Origin of the sequence: Micromonospora sp. NPDC048871 (assembly GCF_043198155.1) — a bacterium.
Classification (GTDB): Bacteria; Actinomycetota; Actinomycetes; order Mycobacteriales; family Micromonosporaceae; genus Micromonospora.
Genome location: NZ_JBICUM010000006.1, coordinates 1 through 17,477, shown reverse-complemented (window position 1 = coordinate 17,477; position 17,477 = coordinate 1). Strand labels below are relative to the sequence as shown.

The following is a 17,477-nucleotide window of genomic DNA, read 5'->3' as shown; positions in this document are numbered from 1 at the left end:
CTTCCGGGCCGTTTCAGTAACTTTTGGGCACGGCGTAAGGGGAACGGCCGCTTCCTGACCCCTTACGACCAGGAAAATCTGTCGCGTACCCTGACCGCATTCTCGTCGATCTTCGAGTACGATCCCTCTCCACATTGGACATCGGCGTCTGCCGTCTCCTGGTGGTCTCGGGTGTCCAAGGGACATATCGACAGCATGGAGGTTTGGTGAATAGAAGGAATTGGTTGGCGCTGGGTGCCGGTGCGGTTACCGCAGCGGCGATCGTCGACCCGGCTCGGGCGTCAGCGGCGCCCTCTGCTCCGGCTGCTCCGTCCTCGGCGCTCCTGGCGGGCATGCTGCCCGGCTTCAGCAGCCGATACGCCACCGTCAACGGTGTCCGGCTGCACTACGTCATCGGCGGCCGGGGCAAGCCGCTGTTCCTGCTGCACGGCTGGCCGCAGACCTGGTGGGAGTACCACAAGGTGATGCCGGCTCTGGCCACACGCTACCGGGTCATCGCGGTGGACCTGCGCGGCGCGGGTAACTCCGCGAAGCCGCAGGGTGGCTACGACAAGAAGACCATGGCCGCCGACATCGCCGCCCTCGCCGCCCACCTGGGATACGACAAGGTGAACGTGGCCGGGCACGACATGGGCGCCATGGTGGCCTTCAGCCTCGCGGCGAACTCGCCGCAGGTGGTCGACAAGATCGCTCTGCTGGACGTCGCGCACCCCGACCCGAGCTACTACGAGTTCCGGGCACTGCCCGTTCCGGGCATGCCGTTCCACCCCTGGTGGTTCGCGTTCAACCAGGTAGCCCAGTTGCCCGAGCAGCTGCTCGTCGGCCGGGCCCACTACCTGGTCAACTGGATGTTCGACAACCTGCTGGTCAACCAGGCGGCGATCAGCACCTTCGACCGGGCTGTCTACGCCGCGGCCTACAACAACGCGGACGCGATCCGGGGTGGCAACGGCTGGTACCAGGCGCTCCCCCAGGACATCCAGGACGGTGCCGCGTACGCTCCGCTGACCGTGCCGGTCCTGGGCGTCGCGCACGACATGTTCTACCCCAGCTTCGCCGACTCGCTGTCCTCGCGGACGACGGATCTGACGCTGGTACAGATCGACAACACCGGTCACTACTTCGTTGACGAGCAGCCGGCCGTCCTCGTCCAGCACCTTCAGGCGTTCTTCGGCTGATCGGCAGTCGGCGACCCGGCCGAGCATCCGCTGAGCCAGGTCGGAGGTCACCTTGTCGGGCCGTGTAGCTAGGCGGCCTCGTTGCCCGGTGTCGACCCAGGTCGGCACCGGGCAACACCATCACGAAGCCCCGACCGAGCCGGGACGGCGACGGTGGAGCCGTCGCGCAGGCCGCCAACCGTGCCGTTTGGACAACTCCGCGTAGCTGTGTGCTTTCAAGGTGACCAAAGCGCGACGTATCGTGGGTACGTGATGTACCGGGCTGTCGCCGACAACGGTGAAATTCATCGAGAACGGTAGGCGGTCGTTGACCTTGCGGACCGCGCAGCAGATGGCTCCGCATTTAGGCGTACGGGATCTTGGTGATCTTTTCGGCCCCTCCGTGGCGCTGTCCCTCGACGCTCGGGCCAGCCATCCGGCGGTGCACGATGTGCGACGAGCGTTGACCGCGTGGCGAATCACAATCGACGGTGAACCGAAGAGCACCGACTATCTGCGTGGTGCGGTCGATTCTGCCTGGCAGACCTGGCACACCTCCCGGCATCAGCGCACAGCGGCCGGAGAGATTCTGCCCGGCCTGCTGGATGCCACTCAGCGGGCGGCTCGATTGCATTCCGGGGCAGAACGGCGTACGAGTCTCACCCTGCTCGCGCAGGCACATGCTGCCGCCACCCCGCACGCCGAATCGGCCACGATCATCGGCACCATGCCGAGCGGTCCTCTGGCGTCTGCCGCTGCTCGGAATCGCCTGGACGCGGCAGATCCGGCTGCCCGCGCTTGGCATCGCGTACCACGTGGGCGATGACGCGTACCGGTCGCGAGCCGCGACAGCTACGCCTTCGCAGCGATCGGTGACAAGGGTTCACATCCGCGATCTCAGTACGTCGAACTCGCAGCCTGGCAAGGACGGGTCGAAGTTGTGTTCGATCAGCCAGCGGGACGCCAGCAGGCTGCGCAGCGACCACCAGGCGCGGATCACATCCCGGTCGACGTCGGTGCCGTAACCGGCGAGGAGATCGTCGAGACGTTCCTCGTGCCCGAGGGTCAGGACGGCCAGGTCGAACAACGGATCGCCGGGCGCCGCCTCGGACCAGTCGATCACGCCGGTGACCTCGTCGCCGTCGGTGAAGATGTGGGTGATCTGCAGGTCGCCGTGCATGAACACCGGCGTCCACGGCCGAATCGCGGCCTCGGCTATCTCGCGGTTGCGCTCGACCAGATCGGCCGGCAGGACGCCGGTGTCGACGAGCCAGGCGCATTCGCGTTCGAGTTCCGCGTCCAGGCCGACGAGCTTCTTGCCGGCCCACGGCGGGGGCGGCGCGTCGTGCAGCTTCCGGATCGCCGCGCCCGTCGCGGCCCACGCCGCAGGTGACGCGGGCGACGGCTCACCGAGGCGGCCGAGTGCCTGGCCGGGGACGGCCGCGATCGCGAGGACGGGCGGCTTGCGCCACAGGACCTCGGGGGTCGGAACGGGCGCCAGCCGCATCGCCTCGACCTCGACATCGATACGCGTCTGATCGCTGTCGACCTTCAGGAACACGTCGCCGACGCGCAGGGTCGCCCGCTCGTTATGAGCGACGACGACCGTGACCTCCTCCACACCGGCCATTGTCGCGGGCTGATACCTCCCCGCCAACTGGCCGCCACCGGTAATCCCAACTGGCCACGAACAGGTGGGACCGGGTTTCCTGTACGGGTGGACCACCCTTGGCTGACCGCGCCCGCCGCCGATGTCGCGCAGACCGCGCGGTCGCTGCTCGGCTGGGAGGTGGCGGCCAACGGCGTCCGGGTCAGGCTGACCGAGGTCGAGGCGTACGCGGGCACCGGCGAGGACCCGGCCTCGCACGCTCACCGTGGCCCGACCCCCCGTACGAAGGTCATGTTCGGTCCGGCGGGGTACGCCTACACGTACTTCGTCTTCGGTGTGCACTGGTGTCTGAATCTGGTTTGCGGCCCGGATGGGAGGCGGCGGCGGTGCTGCTGCGCGCGGGCGAGGTGGTCGACGGCCTGGATCTGGCCCGCAAGCGGCGCGGTGAGGTGCCCGACCGGGATCTCGCCCGGGGACCCGCCCGCCTGGTGAGGGCGCTCGGCATCACGGCAGCGGCGAACGGCACGTCGATGCTCGACGGCACCGGGCCGCTGCTGCTGACCCCGCCTACCCGGCCGGTCGCCCCGTCGGCTGTTTCCGCCGGCCCGCGCGTCGGGGTGGCCGCCGCCCACGACGTTCCGTGGCGATTCTGGATCACCGGCGACCCGACCGTCAGCCCCTACCGCCGCCACGTCCCCCGACGCCGACGAAGCTGAAGGCTCCGGATCAGTCGAGCAGTTGCTGGAACTCGCCCGGCGTCAATCCGGCCTGGCGGAGAATGGACGCGAGGGTTCCCCGCTTGATCGTGTGGTGCTGGGGAACGATCACCACCCTCCCCGAAGGGTTGCGGTAGACCGCGTGGCTGCCCTTCGTACGCACGTGATCGAACCCGGCCTTGGCAAGCGCCGCGAGTAACTTGCGGAGCGGAAGATCGGCCAGAGCCGGGCTCATGCGGCCCTTCCGACCTGGAAGGACGTCACTAGCGGCGTAGCCTCGATGGCGGGCTGGGAGACCTCTTCGAGGTAGACCTCGACTGCTTCTCGTAGGTTGGTCAGGGCTTCGTCGAGCGTCTCGCCCTGGCTGGCTACGTCGAGCTCCAAGCATCGAGCGACGTACCAGTCCTCTTCCTGGTGGACGGCAGCCGTGAACGTCCGAACCATCAAGGCCCTCCTGATCCTGGCAGGTCGCTTCATCCTACGAGTCGAGGCTCGCCATGTGCTCCAGCGCGCGGGTGGGAGTGGAGGTGCCGTGACGGGGGACATCAGGGGAACCCGGGTCGCGGAATAGTTGACTCGTCAAATATGTTGTCGGGGGCACCGGGGACACCTGTCCCGGTCGGACGACACGAGGAGCGCATCATGCAGTTCGGAGTCTTCACCGTCGGTGACGTCACCGTCGACCCGACCAACGGGCGGGAGCCGACCGAGCGTGAGCGCATCAAGGCGATGGTCGCCATCGCCCTCAAGGCCGAGGAGGTCGGTCTCGACGTCTTCGCCACCGGCGAGCACCACAACCCGCCGTTCGTGCCCTCCTCGCCGACCACCATGCTGGGCTACATCGCCGCCCGCACCGAGCGGCTGCTGCTGTCCACCGCGACCACCCTGATCACCACGAACGACCCGGTGAAGATCGCCGAGGACTACGCGATGTTGCAGCATCTGGCCGACGGCCGGGTGGACCTGATGATGGGGCGTGGCAACACCGGCCCGGTCTACCCCTGGTTCGGACAGGACATCCGCAACGGCATCCCGCTGGCCATCGAGAACTACGACCTGCTGCGCCGGCTCTGGCGTGAGGACACCGTCGACTGGCGGGGCAAGTTCCGTACCCCCTTGCAGTCCTTCACCTCGACCCCCCGGCCGCTCGACGGGGTGCCGCCGTTCGTCTGGCACGGCTCCATCCGCAGCCCGGAGATCGCCGAGCAGGCCGCGTACTACGGGGACGGCTTCTTCGCCAACCACATCTTCTGGCCGGCCGAGCACACCCGCCGCATGGTGGGGCTGTACCGGCAGCGCTTCGAGCACTACGGCCACGGCAGCGCCGACCAGGCCATCGTCGGCCTCGGCGGCCAGGTGTTCATGCGGCGTAACTCCCAGGACGCGGTACGCGAGTTCCGCCCCTACTTCGACAACGCCCCGGTGTACGGGCACGGTCCGTCGCTGGAGGAGTTCACCGCACAGACCCCGCTGACCGTGGGCAGCCCGCAACAGGTCATCGACCGGACCCTCGGCTTCCGTGACTACGTCGGCGACTACCAGCGGCAACTGTTCCTGATCGACCACGCCGGTCTGCCGCTGAAGACCGTGCTGGAGCAGCTCGACCTGCTCGGGGAGGAGGTCGTACCGGTGCTGCGCAAGGAGTTCGAGTCCCTGCGTCCGGCCCACGTACCGGCGGCACCCACCCACGCCTCCCTGCGCGCCGCCCCCGACAGGAGCGCCGGGACGGAGGCCGGCCGGTGAGCGTGCGTACCATCGCCGTGGTCTCCGCCGGGCTCAGTCAGCCCTCCTCCACCCGGCTGCTGGCCGACCAGCTCGCCGCCGCCACCCGCGACGCCCTGACCGGGTACGGCGAACAGGTCACCCTGCACCCGGTCGAGCTGCGGGAACACGCCCACGACATCGTCAACCACCTGCTCACCGGCTTCCCAGCGGAGCCGCTGCGGCAGGTGCTGGAGCAGGTCACCGGCGCGGACGGGCTGATCGCGGTGACCCCGATCTTCAACGCCTCGTACAGCGGGCTGTTCAAGTCCTTCTTCGACCTGGTCGACGCCGAGGCCCTGGGGGGTCGGCCGGTCCTGGTCGCCGCGACCGGCGGCACCGCCCGGCACTCGCTGGCCCTGGAGCACGCGATCCGGCCGATGTTCACCTACCTGCGGGCGGTGGTCCTGCCGACCGCCGTCTTCGCGGCCCCGGAGGACTGGTCCGGCGGTACGGCGCAGGGCGCCCTACGGACCCGGATCGAGCGGGCCGCCGCCGAGTTGGCCGGGCAGGTGCACCGCAGCGCCCCCTCCGCCGGCCCGGCCGACCCCTTCGCCCTGACGACCGACTTCGCGCAACTGCTCCGAGGCGACCACCCCTGACCGGCACCGCCCACGGGTCGGCCTGGCTACCCGGCCCAGGCAGCACGAGACCGGCAGCACGAGACCGGCAGCACGAGACCGGCAGCACTGGCCCGGCCCCGCAGGGCGACCTGCGGGGCCGGTGGCCGGTCAGACCACGTGGTCGGCGGCGTGCGGGTGGGCGACGAGCACCGGGCAGCGGGCGTGTTGCACCAACGCCTGGCTGACCGAGCCGAGCAGCAGGCCGGCGAAGCCGCCCCGACCCCGGGACCCGACCACCACCAGCGCGGCCTGCTCGGAGGCCTCGATGAGCGCCTCGTCGGGCTTCCGGCCGGTGACCACCCGTTCCTCTACGGTCAGCCCGGGGTGACTGCCTCGGGTGGCCGCCGCGGCGGTGGCCAGCAGGTGTTCCCCGTCGATGTCCCGCTCCCCGCTGATGTGCATCAACACCAGGGTGCCCCCGCGTCGGACCGCCTCCTCGGCGCCGTGCCCGACGGCGAGTTCGGCCGACTCGGAGCCGTCGATCCCGACGACCACCGGTCCGTCGGTCGGCAGTGGCCGGTCCGGTGGCCGGACCACCAGCACCGGGCAGTGCCCGTGCGCGGCCACCTGGGTGCCGACTGAGCCGAGCAGCAGGCCGGCGAAGCCGCCCAGACCCCGACTGCCCACCACTACCAGTTCGGCCCGACGGGACTCCTCGACCAGGGTGGCACCGGGCCCACCGGCGACCTGCCGCACCTCTACGGTCAGCGAGGGCCACCGGTCGACCAGTTCGGTGGCGGTCTGTTCGAGCATCTTCCGCCCGTCCTCCGAGGGCGCCGGCAGACCCACCTCGTAGGGGTTGATCGGCACCCCGTAGCCGAGTGGGTGCAGGTAGCCGTGCACCAGGTGCAGCGGACGGGACCGCCACACCGCCTCCTGGGCCGCGTGCTCGGCGGCGACCAGGCTAGGCGGGGAGCCGTCCACCCCCACTACGACAGGTCGGTTCATGATGCCTCCAGAGGTCGTCGCCTCATCAGGATCCTTCGACGGTACGCGGTTCGCGGATGACCACCACCGGTGCGTCCGCATGGTGCAGCACCGCGTGACTGACCGAGCCCAGCAGCAACCCGGCCAGGGCCCCGCGTCCCCGCGCCCCGACGACCACCAGTTGGGCCCCACGGGACTGCTCCACCAGCGCCCGGGCGGGGGAGCCCCGCACCAGCGACTGCCGCACCGGCACCTTCGGGTACCGCGGCGACCAGCGCGCCACGGCCTCGGCGAGGACCTGCTCCTCCTGCTTCTGGAAGGCGTCCAGGTCGTAGACCAGCGGCAGGATGTCGCCCGGACCGGCCGGCGTCGGGTAGAGCCAGGAGTGCACGGCCACCAGTTCGGTGTCGCGCCGGGCGGCCTCCTCGAACGCGAACCCGACCGCCTCGTCGGAGGCGGGGGAGCCGTCGACCCCGACGACCACCGGCCCGTCGGCGCGCTGCTCACCCCGGACCACCAGCACCGGGCAGGTGGCCCGGGCACTGAGCTGCACGGCCACCGAGCCGAGCAGCAGCCCGGCGAACCCACCCAGGCCCCGGCTGCCGAGCACCAGCAGGGCGGCGTCCTCGGACTCGGCCAGCATGACCGCCGGTGCCGCGCCGTGCACCACCGCGCCGGTGACGGAGACCTCCGGGGCGATCTTGGTAGCTTCGGCCACCGCCTCGGTCACGAACTGCTCGGCCTGGTTACGCAGGCCGGCGTCGGCCGGCGCTCCCGGCGCGGGACCCAACGGCACCCGCATCAACGGCCAGATGAAGGCGTGTACGACCCGCAGCGGCAGCTGCCGGTACGCGGCCTCCCGGGCGGCGGCGCGTACCGCGTGCAGGGCCATCTCGGAACCGTCCACACCCACCACGACGGGGGCGGTCTTGCTGTTCATCGAGTCCTCCTTCGGATCACTATCAGCCTGACCCATCGCGCCAGGTCACCGTCACCGACCCCGACGAGTCATCATCGTCAGCCGGAGCACCAGACCGGGCAGCACGCTCACCACCGCGCAGGCGAGCAGGTCCACGGCCCCCAGCGGTCGGGTGCCCAGCAGGTCCCGCAGCGGTGCCACCAGCACCCCGGCGACCTGCAGCAGCGCGGAGACCGCCACGGCCAGCGGCAGCGCCGGGTTGCCCCGCCGTGCGCCGGGTGGCCGTGGCGCGCGGACCGCCAGGGCGACCCCGAGCTGGGCCAGACCCAGCACCACGAAGACGACCGACTGCCAGGGCCGTTCCCAGTGTGCGGCGAGTACGCCCGCCCCGAGGGTCACTGCCGAGATCAACGCTCCAGCGACCAGGATGTGTCGGCCCAGCCCCGCCCCGAGCACCGATTCCTGCGGTGAGCGGGGTGCCCGACCCAGGGTGCCCGGTTCCGCCGGCTCGGCGCCCAGGGCCACCCCCGGCAGCCCGTGGGTGAGCAGGTTGATCCAGAGGATCTGCGCCGGCAGCAGCGGTACGGCCAACCCGAACAGCGGACCCAGCAGCATCACCACGATCTCGGCCACCCCACCGGAGAGGGCGTAGCGCAGGAACCGCCGGATGTTGTCGTAGATCCGCCGTCCCTCGCCGATCGCGGTCGCCACGGTCGACAGGTCGTCGTCGACCAGCACCAGGTCGGCGGCCTGCCGGGCCACCTCGGTGCCGCCGCCCATGGCCACCCCGATGTCGGCGCGGCGCAGGGCAGGTGCGTCGTTGACCCCGTCGCCGGTCATCGCCACCACATGCCCTCGGGCCTGCATCGCGGCGACGATGTCGAGCTTCTGCTCCGGGCGGGTACGGGCGAACACCCGCGCCGCCGGGTCCGCCTCGGCCGGATCACCGTCGTCCCCGCGTACCACCGGGTCCCCGGGGTCCCAGACGCCGAGCTGCCCGGCGATGGCCGCCGCGGTCGCCGGATGGTCCCCGGTGATCAGCACCAGCCGCACCCCGGCCTCGGTGAAGCTGCCCGCGATCTCCGGCGCCCCGGCCCGCAGCGGGTCACCGACCCCGACCAGTCCGACCACCTGAAGCCCGACCGGGTGGGCGGGATCGGTCGGCGGGGTGTCCACCAGCGCCGCCGCCAGGGCGAGCACCCGCAGCCCCGCCCCCGCCAACTCGGCCGCCGCGGCGGCCAGCTCGGCCAGTTCCTCGGCGTCGGCGTCGACCAGCGGCGCGGCCAGCACACTCTCCGGCGCCCCCTTGCACACCACCAGGTACCGGTTGTCGCAGGACCGGTGCACCGTGGTCATCCGGCGCAGCTCCTGGTCGAAGGGGTGCTCGGCGACCCGGGGCCAGGCCCGGCGGGTGGTCTGCGGTTCCAGGCCGCAGCGGGCCGCGAAGGTCACCAGGGCCGCCTCCAACGGGTCACCGACCGCACCCCAGTCCGGTCGCTGCTCATCCGGTGCGGCCAGCGTCGCGTCGTTGCACAGCAGCCCGGCCCGGGCCAGCCGGCGCAACTCGTCGGTGACCGCCACCCGATCCCCGTCCCGCTGGATCATGCCGTGCGGGGCGTACCCGGTGCCGGTGACCTCGAAGCGGCCCCCCTCGGCGGTACGGGCCTGCTGCACGGCCATCCGCCCCTCGGTGAGGGTGCCGGTCTTGTCCGAGGCGATCACGGTGACCGAACCGAGGCTCTCCACGGCGTGCAGCCGACGGGGGATGGCCCGAGCGGTGGCCATCCGCCGGGCACCGAGCGCCAGGGCCAGGGTGACCACCGCAGGCAGTGACTCCGGAACCGCCGCCACCACCAGGCTCACCGCGGTGACGGCCATCTCCACCACCGGCCGCCCACCGAGTACCCCGAGGACGAAGACCAGCCCGGAGAGCAGGACGGCGACCAGACCCAGGACCCGCCCCAGGGCCGACAGCCGCCGTTGCAGGGGAGTAGGGCCCGGTCGGGTGGTGGCCGCCAGACTGGCGATCCGGCCCAGGGCGCTGGCCGCTCCGGTGCGGACCACCGTGCCGGTGGCCCGTCCCACGGTGACCACCGTGCCGGCGCTGGCCTCCTCGCCGATGTCCCGGGCCACCGGCATCGACTCGCCGGTGAGGGCGGACTCGTCCAGCCGCAGCCGGCTGGTCTCCTCCAGCAGCAGGTCGGCCGGGACCACGTCACCGGCCTCGATCCGGACCAGGTCACCCCGGACCAGGTCGGCGGCGGGCAGCACCAGGTCCTGGCCGTCGCGCAGCACCCGGGCGGTCGGCGCGGCCAGTTGGTCCAGGGCGGCGATGGCCCGGTCGGCGCGTACCTCCTGCACCACCCCGATGATCGTGTTGACCGCGACCACGAGCAGGATCACCGCGGTGTCGGGGTAGTCCCGCAGGACGGTGGTGACCACGGCGGCGGCCAGCAGCAGGGCGACCAGGGGGTCGGTCAACTGCCGCAGGACCCGTACGGTCAGGTGCCGGCGGGGTGGCGCCTCGGTGCTGTTCGGCCCGTCCCGGCGCAACCGCTGCGCGGCCTCGGCGGAACTGAGCCCGCCGGGGGTCACCGGTCGGGTGACGGTGTCAGTGCTCACGGTCGCACCCCTGCCCACGTACCTCTCGTCACCGCGCTGCCCCGACGGCTGCCCTTGTGGTCCAAGCGTCCCGTGTGACTGTTGTTGTCCGGCAGGGGCTAGGGCCCGCCCGGCTCGGGACCAAAGGCCCTGCCGGGCTCAGGGCGTATCGTCAACGGCGATGAGCGACGACTTACGGCTGCGTGCCGTCGCCGAGGACGACCTGCCGGAGTTCTACGCCCACCAACTGGACCCCGAGGCCGCCCGGATGGCCGCCTTCGGCGCCGCCGACCCGGCCGACCCCCGGGCCTTCGCCGCACACTGGGTCCACATCCTGACCGACCCGGAGAACCTGGCCTGGACGGTGACGGTCGACGACGCGGTGGTCGGGCATGTGCTGGCCTTCCCCGCCGAGGGACGCACCGAGGTCAGCTACTGGATCGACCCCACCCGGTGGGGCCGGGGGTACGCCACCCGGGCCCTGGCCGCGCTGCTGCGCGAGGTGACCCGCCGCCCCCTGTACGCGCGGACCGCGACGGACAACATCGCCTCGCTGACCGTGCTGCGTCGCTGCGGGTTCGTCGTCCGGGCCACCGAGCGGGCGTACGCCCCCGGCCGGGGCGAGGAGATCGACGAGTACCTGCTGGAGTTGCCGGCCTGACCCCGGTCCCGGGCCACCGCCCGGAGGGTGCGTCGACCTGGGCGGCCACTACCCTCGCGGGGTGAACTGGCTGGAACTCGTCGGCTGGACCGGCTCCGCCCTGCTGGTCTGGTCCCTGGTGCAGACCCGCATCCTGCGGCTACGGGCGGTCAACCTGATCGGCAGCCTGGTACTCATCGGCTACAACGCCGCCGTGCAGGTGTGGCCCATGGTGGGGCTCAACGTCGTCCTGTCGGTGATCAACATCTGGTACCTGCGGAAGCTGCTGGCCACCCGGCACGACGAGCAGACCTACCAGGTGGTCGAGGTGGGCGCCGACGACGCCTTCCTGGCCCACACCCTGCGGGTGCACGCCGCCGACATCGCCCGGTTCAACCCCGGCTTCCGCCCCGAGCCGATGCCCGGCCGGTCGGCCTTCCTGGTGGTCCGCGCCGACGAGGTCGTCGGGGTGGTGCTGGCCCACGACGCCGGAGACGGGGTGGCCCAGGTGGACCTGGACTACGTCACCCCGGCCTTCCGGGACTTCACCCCGGGGGAGTTCGTCTACCGACGCAGCAGCCTCTTCACCGACCGGGGATTCCGCCGGGTGCTCAGCCCACCGGGCATGCGGGCCCCCTACTACCAGCGCATCGGGTTCCGCCCCCACGGCCGGTCGTACGCCCTGGATCTCCCGCAAGGGTGACCCGGCGCGGAGGATGATTCACCATCGCGGCAAGTGGGCATAGGCACCGCTACGTCGGTGGGACTTCCACCGGCGGCGCCACCGGGCGCGGTCCGACGAGGGAGAACCGGGCGTGCACAGCTACTGGATTCAGCTGGCCCTGGTCGCGGTCCTGATCATCATCAACGCGATCTTCGCCGGGAGTGAGCTGGCTCTGGTGTCGCTGCGCGACAGCCAGATCCAGCGGCTGGCCCGCACCGGCCGCGCCGGAGAGGTACTGGCCCGGCTGGCCCGCGACCCCAACCGATTCCTGGCCACCATCCAGATCGGCATCACCCTGGCCGGCTTCCTGGCCTCGGCGGCGGCGGCGGTGTCGCTGGCCCGGCCCCTGACGCCGTTGTTGCAGGTGTTCGGCCGAGCCGCCGAACCGATGGCCATCGTGCTGGTCACCCTGGCCCTGACCTTCGTCACCCTGGTCTTCGGGGAACTCGCCCCGAAACGGATCGCGATGCAGATCCCGGAGCGCTGGGCCCTGCTCGTCGCCCGCCCCCTGGACCTGCTCGCCGCCCTCACCCGCCCGGCGGTGTGGCTGCTGGGCGCCACCAGCGACCTGGTGGTCCGGCTGGTCGGGCTGAACCCGAAACCCGAGCGGGACGAGATCAGCCCGGACGAACTACGCGACATCGTCGCCGGCAACCACGGCTTCACCAAGGAGCAGCAGACCATCATCGCCGGGGCGGTGGAGATCGCCGACCGGAAGCTGCGCGCCGTACTGGTGCCCCGGCTGCGGGTCTTCTGCCTGGACAGCGGCACCACCGCCGAGGCGGCCCGGCTGGTGCTGGCCGCCTCCGGGCACTCCCGGGCCCCGGTGGTCCGCCACGGCGGCCTGGACGAGACCGTCGGGGTCATCCACCTGCGGGACCTGGTCGGGGTCCGCGACGACCAGCCGGTCGACGAGTGCGTACGCCCACCGATGCTGCTGCCGGACTCCGTCTCGGTGGTCGACGCCCTGCGTCAGTTCAAGGCGGAACGCCAGCACATGGCGCTGGTGGTGGACGAACGGGGTGCCGTCGAGGGCATCGTCACCCTGGAGGACGTCCTGGAGGAGATCGTCGGGGAGATCTACGACGAGACCGACCGGGACATCCGCGAGGTACGCACCGACGACGACGGCGCCCTGCTGCTGTCCGGCACCTTCCCGATCCACGACCTGCCGGACATCGGGGTGGAACTGCCCGCCCGACCGGAGGGCGACTACACCACGGTCGCCGGCCTGGTCCTCGCCGGCCTGGGCCGGATCCCCACCGTCGGCGAACACCTCACGGTCGACGGGTGGCGCCTGGAGGTCACCCAGGTCGACGACCGGGCCATCACCGGGGTACGGCTGTGCCGCCCCGCCGAACCCGCACCGGACGCCGAGCCGACCGACCAGCAGGAAGCCGACCAGCAGGCGGCTGACCAGGAGGCGCTTGAACAGGAGGAGGCTGACCAGCAGGCGGTCAGCGGGGCGCGGGATCCACAGGAAGACCTGGCACCGGCGGATCGAACCTGAGTCGGTGCACCGGCACCTGCACGGTGCTGCGGTTCAGCAGCCGGGCGAGCGCCCGGATCGCCCAGGGCCCGGAGGGGTGCCGTTCCGGGCCGATCAACCGACCGCTGAGCCGGCCGTACCAGTGGCGGGTCACCACCAGGTCGGTCAACCGCAGCGGCCCACCCGGGGTACCCCGCACCACCAGGTCCACCACCCGACCCAACCGTCGGCCCTGCTCGTCGTACGCGGTGCGGCCCAGCAGCTCACCCGCCCGCACGGCCGGCTCCGGGGATCTTGCCGATCAGGTGACGACGCAGCCACAACTCCACCGGGGAGGTGGGCAGATCCTCGGCCCGTACCCGCAGCCGCACCGCACTGTCGATACCCGCCACCAGCCCGTACGGGATGCGCAGCGGCACCATCGGCGGCTCGGCGACGAACCGTTCCGCGGTCAGCACCAGCATCCGGCCGATCCGGCCGCCGACCCGCAACCCGAGGGCCCCCGGCCCGGTCAGCAGGGTCCGCAGGTACGGCGTCCCCTGCGCATCCAGGGCGAACTCCACATCGTCGACCTTGCCGATCAGCCGGCCGTCCCGGTCGACGAGTTGGCGGTCGAGCAGATCATGGCTGATCTGGATCCTCACTGCCCCATTCTGGTCCCGATGGCCACCGGGATGGCGGCGATCGCCGCAGCCACGATGATCAGCAGCAGGACCGCGCCCAGGACGTTGAGCCACCGCCCGTTGACCCGGTCGCCCAGGTAGGTGCGGTCGTTGGCCACCACCAGGATCGGCAGGTAGGTCAGCGGCAGGGCCACCGCACTGATGATCAACATGTACTCGGTCAGGGTCACCGGATCGATCCGGGTGAGCAGCAGCAACACCCCCAGCAGCACACTGACCAGCAGCACGGTGTGGAACCGGGCCGCCTCGCGCGGGTTCACCCGCTTACCCCACTGCCAGCCGAAGTACTGCGCGGCGGCGTACGCGGCCGACAGCCCGGTCTCCAGGGCGGCCCCGAAGGTGACCGCGAAGAAGGCCAGGGCCGCGATCGCCAGCCCCACCCCGCCGAAGGCCAGCACCACCGGGTGGGCCACCTCGCCGAGGTCGGAGACCGTCAGTCCGGCGGGCCGTAGCACCACCGTGGCGGTGGCGATCAACGACAGGGCGAGGAACCCGCCGATCGGGAAACCGACGAGCACACTGAACCGGGCATCGGCCAGGTCCGCCGAACTCCACCGCTCCTCCACCCCGCCGGAGGAGAAGAAGAACACCTCGTACGGGCTGACCGTGGAGGCGAACAACGCCACCGCGACGAACCAGTACGCCCCCCAGCCCTGGCCGCCGTCGTCGATGCTCATCGCCCCCCGCCCGAGGGCCGCCCAGTCGGTCGGCAACCAGAACAGCGCCACCGCGAAGACCACCAGGGTCAGCCCGGCCAGCCCGAACAGCCGCTCCATCACCGGGAACCGCACCCGCCACAGCACCAGCCACACCGCCGCCCCGGCGACCGGCACCCAGAGCAGGTACGGCACCCCGCTGGCCAGTTGCAACGCCAACGCCACCCCGCCCAGCTCGGCGGCCAGGGTGATCACCGTGACCAGGTACGAGGCCACCAGGTTGACCAGGGCCATCCGGGCCCCGAGCCGCTCCCGTACCAGGTCGAACACCGCCCGGCCGGTCACCGCCGCGATCCGTCCGGCCATCTCGGCGTACGCGCAGATGGCGATCACCCCGAGCAGCAGCACCCAGGCGTGCGACATGCCGAAGCGTGCCCCGGCCTGACCGGCGGCCACCAGGTCACCGATGTCGACGAAGCCACCGACCGCGGAGAGGATGCCGAGGGTGGCCGCGAGCAGCTTCTTCACCTCGGCGGTGGCCCGGACGCGGTCATCGAGGCGACGATATCGCCGAGACTGCCGCTAACTACCGCAAACCCGGCATTGTCGCCCGGTCACGGCATCGGTGTGGAGCTACCTGCTCAGCTGTCGGGGTAGAGGTTCTGCAGGCGGACCTGTCCCCGGGCGACCAGCCGATCCGTGGCGTCGGTGATCTCCACCTGCCACAACTGCTGGGTACGCCCCCGGTGCACCGGAGTGGCGACCGCGGTCAACTCCCCGTCGCCGACGGACCGCAGGAAGTCCGTCTGGTTGGACACCCCGACCACCCGGCCGCGCTCGCCCAACCAGAGACCGGCACCCACACTGGCCGCCGTCTCCACCACCGAGCAGTAGACCCCACCATGCTGGATGCCGTACGGCTGGAGCAGCTCCGGGCGTACCCGCCAACGGACCGTCACCCGGTCCCCGCTGACCTCGCCGTACTCCAAGCCGAGCAGGGCGAAGAACCCGGTAGAGAGCTGGGACATCTCCATGGCGGCCTCCTCGATCTTGGCAGGGTCACCCTACCGAGGTCGCAGGCCTGCCAACCCGGTAGGGCCCGGAGGCGCTGATGGGGGAGAATCGGTGACCGTGACCGACAGCAACCTCCCGCCGGCCGGGCGGGACTCCTTCCTAGACGACCTGCGGTGGCGCGGCCTGATCCAGGACTCCACCGACCCCGACGAGCTGCGCGCACTGCTCGACGGCCCGGCGGCCGTCTTCTATGTGGGGTTCGACCCGACCGCGCCCAGCCTGCATGTCGGCCACCTGATGCAGGTGACCACGGCACGTCGTCTGCAACTGGCCGGACACCGCCCGTTGCTGCTGGTCGGCGGCGCGACCGGGCAGATCGGGGACCCGAAGGAGAGCGCCGAGCGCACCCTGAACCCGCCCGAGGTGGTGGCCGGCTGGGTGCAGCGCATCCGCGACCAGTTGGCGCCCTTCGTGTCGTACACCGGTGACAACGCGGCCCAGCTGGTCAACAACCTGGAGTGGACCGGCGAGATGTCGGTGGTGGAGTTCCTCCGGGACGTGGGAAAGCACTTCCCGGTCAACAAGATGCTGGCCCGGGAGGTGGTCCGGGCCCGGCTGGAGAGCGGCATCAGCTTCACCGAGTTCAGCTACCAGCTGCTCCAGGCCAACGACTTCTTCGAACTGCACCGCCGGCACGGCTGCCAACTCCAGTTCGGCGGCTCCGACCAGTGGGGCAACATCACCGCCGGGGTCGACTACGTCCGTCGTCGGGGCGCCGGACCGGTGCAGGGCTTCACCACCCCCCTGGTCACCAAGTCCGACGGCTCGAAGTTCGGTAAGACCGAGGGCGGGGCGGTCTGGCTAGACCCCGAGATGACCAGCCCGTACGCCTTCTACCAGTTCTGGATCAACGTCGACGATCGGGACGTGGGGCGCTACCTGCGCTACTTCAGCTTCCGCTCCCGGGAGGAACTCGAAGCGCTGGAGAAGGAGACCGCGGAACGGCCGGCCTCCCGTGCCGCCCAGCGTGCCCTGGCCGAGGAACTCACCACCCTGGTGCACGGTGAGCGGGAGATGGCCCAGGTGGTCGCCGCCAGTCAGGCCCTGTTCGGTCGTGGCTCCCTGGCGGAGCTGTCGCCAGCCACCCTGCGCGCCGCCCTCACCGAAGCCGGCCTGGTACGCCTGGACGAGTTGCCGGAGGTGGCCGTCCTGCTCAAGGAGTCCGGCCTGGTGCCCAGCATGAAGGAGGCCCGCCGGGTGATCACCGAGGGTGGCGCCTACGTCAACAACAACCGGGTGACCGAGGTCGACGCCGTGGTCGGGCCGGAGGACCTGCTGCACGGCCGGTACCTGGTGTTGCGTCGGGGCAAGCGGTCCTTCGCCGGGGTGGAGCTGGAGGTTCCCGGCGAGGTCCGGTGAGGCCCGGCCAGGGGGTGTGACGCGCGACGCGTCCGGCGGATTTGACGTTCAATCCGTCGGACGCGTAACTTTCTCTCCGTCAGCGCGGAACGGACGAAACGGGTCGAAAGATCCGAAGGCCGGAGCGCAGGTCGACCCCGGGAACGAGCGGCACTACCGCTTCGAGACCGGGCCGGGCGGTGCCCCGAACCCGTCGCGAGGCGGATTTGGCGAGGCGGAACCGACCGGGTATGGTTGGCCGCCGGCAGGGCCCCAGGCGCGCTAGCGGGAGACCGCAGCGGCTGGCCTGCCGAAACCCCGATACGAACGGCGCAAGCCGATCAGCTTGGGGTGCCCGGAGAACGGGTGGAAGCGTGACAAAGCGGCGCAAGTCGATTTGACACGGCGGAAACCACCGGGTAACGTAGTAAAAGTGCCCGGCGCGAGAGCGGCGGGTGCGGGAGCGGAACGGTAGCCCCGGATGGTGGCCCTGGTGGGTTGTCTGATGGTGTGTGGTTGTTCTTTGAGAACTCAACAGGGTGTTTGATAAGCCAGTGCCA

17 protein-coding genes and 2 pseudogenes are annotated in these 17,477 nt (G+C 71.1%); 9 read left to right on the top strand and 10 right to left on the bottom strand.

Annotation, left to right across the window (positions count from 1 at the left end; genetic code table 11):
* The first annotated feature begins 206 nt into the window (after positions 1-206).
* Positions 207-1,178, top strand: coding sequence for an alpha/beta hydrolase (locus ACGFIK_RS15500; RefSeq protein ID WP_327026698.1), 972 nt, complete (start codon positions 207-209; stop codon positions 1,176-1,178).
* A 259-nt stretch (positions 1,179-1,437) separates the two neighbouring features.
* Positions 1,438-1,839, top strand: a pseudogene (locus ACGFIK_RS15495) (XRE family transcriptional regulator); the annotation flags it as partial.
* A 201-nt stretch (positions 1,840-2,040) separates the two neighbouring features.
* Here ACGFIK_RS15495 and ACGFIK_RS15490 read toward each other — a convergent pair.
* On the bottom strand, positions 2,041-2,787 hold the full coding sequence (locus tag ACGFIK_RS15490) for a phosphotransferase family protein (RefSeq protein WP_393339864.1): 747 nt from the start codon (positions 2,785-2,787) through the stop codon (positions 2,041-2,043).
* A gap of 87 nt (positions 2,788-2,874) precedes the next feature.
* On the opposite strand from ACGFIK_RS15490, the pseudogene ACGFIK_RS15485 reads away from it, so the two are divergent.
* Positions 2,875-3,482 (top strand): annotated as a pseudogene (locus ACGFIK_RS15485) (DNA-3-methyladenine glycosylase).
* 10 nt (positions 3,483-3,492) lie between these two features.
* Here the strand turns inward: ACGFIK_RS15485 and ACGFIK_RS15480 are convergent.
* Together ACGFIK_RS15480 and ACGFIK_RS15475 are read right to left on the bottom strand one after the other, a co-directional pair.
* Entirely contained in the window at positions 3,493-3,717 is a 225-nt protein-coding gene (locus ACGFIK_RS15480) for a type II toxin-antitoxin system HicA family toxin (protein WP_327026695.1), read from the bottom strand.
* Positions 3,714-3,959 (bottom strand): type II toxin-antitoxin system HicB family antitoxin, encoded by a 246-nt coding sequence (locus tag ACGFIK_RS15475; RefSeq protein WP_327026694.1) that lies wholly within the window; start codon positions 3,957-3,959, stop codon positions 3,714-3,716. Before ACGFIK_RS15475 ends, ACGFIK_RS15480 begins: the two co-directional genes overlap by 4 nt.
* A gap of 165 nt (positions 3,960-4,124) precedes the next feature.
* On the opposite strand from ACGFIK_RS15475, the gene ACGFIK_RS15470 reads away from it, so the two are divergent.
* Positions 4,125-5,225 carry an LLM class flavin-dependent oxidoreductase gene (locus ACGFIK_RS15470; RefSeq protein ID WP_327026693.1) on the top strand — a complete coding sequence of 367 codons (1,101 nt, stop codon included), beginning with the start codon at positions 4,125-4,127 and terminating at the stop codon, positions 5,223-5,225.
* Complete coding sequence (locus ACGFIK_RS15465; protein WP_327026692.1) at positions 5,222-5,845, top strand: FMN reductase; 624 nt, start codon at positions 5,222-5,224, stop codon at positions 5,843-5,845. Before ACGFIK_RS15470 ends, ACGFIK_RS15465 begins: the two co-directional genes overlap by 4 nt.
* A gap of 129 nt (positions 5,846-5,974) precedes the next feature.
* Here ACGFIK_RS15465 and ACGFIK_RS15460 read toward each other — a convergent pair whose 3' ends face one another.
* From ACGFIK_RS15460 to ACGFIK_RS15450, 3 genes are read right to left on the bottom strand one after another with little or no spacing between them, the layout of a single operon-like run.
* Entirely contained in the window at positions 5,975-6,814 is an 840-nt protein-coding gene (locus tag ACGFIK_RS15460; protein ID WP_327026691.1) for a universal stress protein, read from the bottom strand.
* Between the two features lie 25 nt (positions 6,815-6,839).
* A complete protein-coding gene (locus ACGFIK_RS15455) occupies positions 6,840-7,733 on the bottom strand; it encodes a universal stress protein (protein WP_393339859.1) in 894 nt (297 codons plus the stop codon).
* A gap of 51 nt (positions 7,734-7,784) precedes the next feature.
* Positions 7,785-10,334, bottom strand: coding sequence for a cation-translocating P-type ATPase (locus ACGFIK_RS15450; RefSeq protein WP_393339856.1), 2,550 nt, complete (start codon positions 10,332-10,334; stop codon positions 7,785-7,787).
* Positions 10,335-10,494: 160 nt separating this feature from the next.
* Between ACGFIK_RS15450 and ACGFIK_RS15445 the strand changes: the two genes are divergently transcribed.
* The 3 genes from ACGFIK_RS15445 (at position 10,495) to ACGFIK_RS15435 (ending at position 13,187) form a co-directional block, all read left to right on the top strand.
* Positions 10,495-10,974 (top strand): GNAT family N-acetyltransferase, encoded by a 480-nt coding sequence (locus tag ACGFIK_RS15445; protein ID WP_327026688.1) that lies wholly within the window; start codon positions 10,495-10,497, stop codon positions 10,972-10,974.
* 61 nt (positions 10,975-11,035) lie between these two features.
* Positions 11,036-11,656 (top strand): hypothetical protein, encoded by a 621-nt coding sequence (locus tag ACGFIK_RS15440; protein WP_327026687.1) that lies wholly within the window; start codon positions 11,036-11,038, stop codon positions 11,654-11,656.
* A gap of 112 nt (positions 11,657-11,768) precedes the next feature.
* Positions 11,769-13,187, top strand: a complete 1,419-nt coding sequence (locus tag ACGFIK_RS15435) for a hemolysin family protein (RefSeq protein WP_327026686.1) — start codon at positions 11,769-11,771, stop codon at positions 13,185-13,187.
* On the opposite strand, the gene ACGFIK_RS15430 is transcribed toward ACGFIK_RS15435, so the two are convergent.
* The 4 genes from ACGFIK_RS15430 to ACGFIK_RS15415 all read right to left on the bottom strand — a co-directional run bounded on the left by ACGFIK_RS15430 (position 13,135) and on the right by ACGFIK_RS15415 (position 15,539).
* Positions 13,135-13,443, bottom strand: a complete 309-nt coding sequence (locus ACGFIK_RS15430; protein ID WP_327026685.1) for a PRC-barrel domain-containing protein — start codon at positions 13,441-13,443, stop codon at positions 13,135-13,137. The two genes, ACGFIK_RS15435 and ACGFIK_RS15430, sit on opposite strands and share 53 nt — an antisense overlap.
* Positions 13,430-13,810, bottom strand: a complete 381-nt coding sequence (locus ACGFIK_RS15425; protein ID WP_327026684.1) for a hypothetical protein — start codon at positions 13,808-13,810, stop codon at positions 13,430-13,432. The genes ACGFIK_RS15430 and ACGFIK_RS15425 overlap by 14 nt, the downstream gene beginning before the upstream one ends.
* On the bottom strand, positions 13,807-15,033 hold the full coding sequence (locus ACGFIK_RS15420) for an NRAMP family divalent metal transporter (protein ID WP_393339852.1): 1,227 nt from the start codon (positions 15,031-15,033) through the stop codon (positions 13,807-13,809). The genes ACGFIK_RS15425 and ACGFIK_RS15420 overlap by 4 nt, the downstream gene beginning before the upstream one ends.
* Positions 15,034-15,146: 113 nt before the next feature.
* Positions 15,147-15,539 carry a PaaI family thioesterase gene (locus ACGFIK_RS15415; RefSeq protein ID WP_327026682.1) on the bottom strand — a complete coding sequence of 131 codons (393 nt, stop codon included), beginning with the start codon at positions 15,537-15,539 and terminating at the stop codon, positions 15,147-15,149.
* A 97-nt stretch (positions 15,540-15,636) separates the two neighbouring features.
* Here ACGFIK_RS15415 and tyrS point away from each other — a divergent pair, with 97 nt between their 5' ends.
* Positions 15,637-16,938 carry a tyrosine--tRNA ligase gene (gene tyrS, locus ACGFIK_RS15410; RefSeq protein ID WP_327027163.1) on the top strand — a complete coding sequence of 434 codons (1,302 nt, stop codon included), beginning with the start codon at positions 15,637-15,639 and terminating at the stop codon, positions 16,936-16,938.
* Positions 16,939-17,477: the final 539 nt, after the last annotated feature.

Excerpts from the sequence above, each read along its gene's own strand:
- ACGFIK_RS15460 (WP_327026691.1), bottom strand. The coding sequence starts at position 6,814 with ATGAACCGACCTGTCGTAGTGGGGGTGGACGGCTCCCCGCCTAGCCTG.
- ACGFIK_RS15445 (WP_327026688.1), top strand. The coding sequence starts at position 10,495 with ATGAGCGACGACTTACGGCTGCGTGCCGTCGCCGAGGACGACCTGCCG.
- ACGFIK_RS15490 (WP_393339864.1), bottom strand. The coding sequence starts at position 2,787 with ATGGCCGGTGTGGAGGAGGTCACGGTCGTCGTCGCTCATAACGAGCGG.
- ACGFIK_RS15470 (WP_327026693.1), top strand. The coding sequence starts at position 4,125 with ATGCAGTTCGGAGTCTTCACCGTCGGTGACGTCACCGTCGACCCGACC.
- ACGFIK_RS15475 (WP_327026694.1), bottom strand. The coding sequence starts at position 3,959 with ATGAAGCGACCTGCCAGGATCAGGAGGGCCTTGATGGTTCGGACGTTC.
- ACGFIK_RS15455 (WP_393339859.1), bottom strand. The coding sequence starts at position 7,733 with ATGAACAGCAAGACCGCCCCCGTCGTGGTGGGTGTGGACGGTTCCGAG.
- ACGFIK_RS15480 (WP_327026695.1), bottom strand. The coding sequence starts at position 3,717 with ATGAGCCCGGCTCTGGCCGATCTTCCGCTCCGCAAGTTACTCGCGGCG.
- ACGFIK_RS15415 (WP_327026682.1), bottom strand. The coding sequence starts at position 15,539 with ATGGAGATGTCCCAGCTCTCTACCGGGTTCTTCGCCCTGCTCGGCTTG.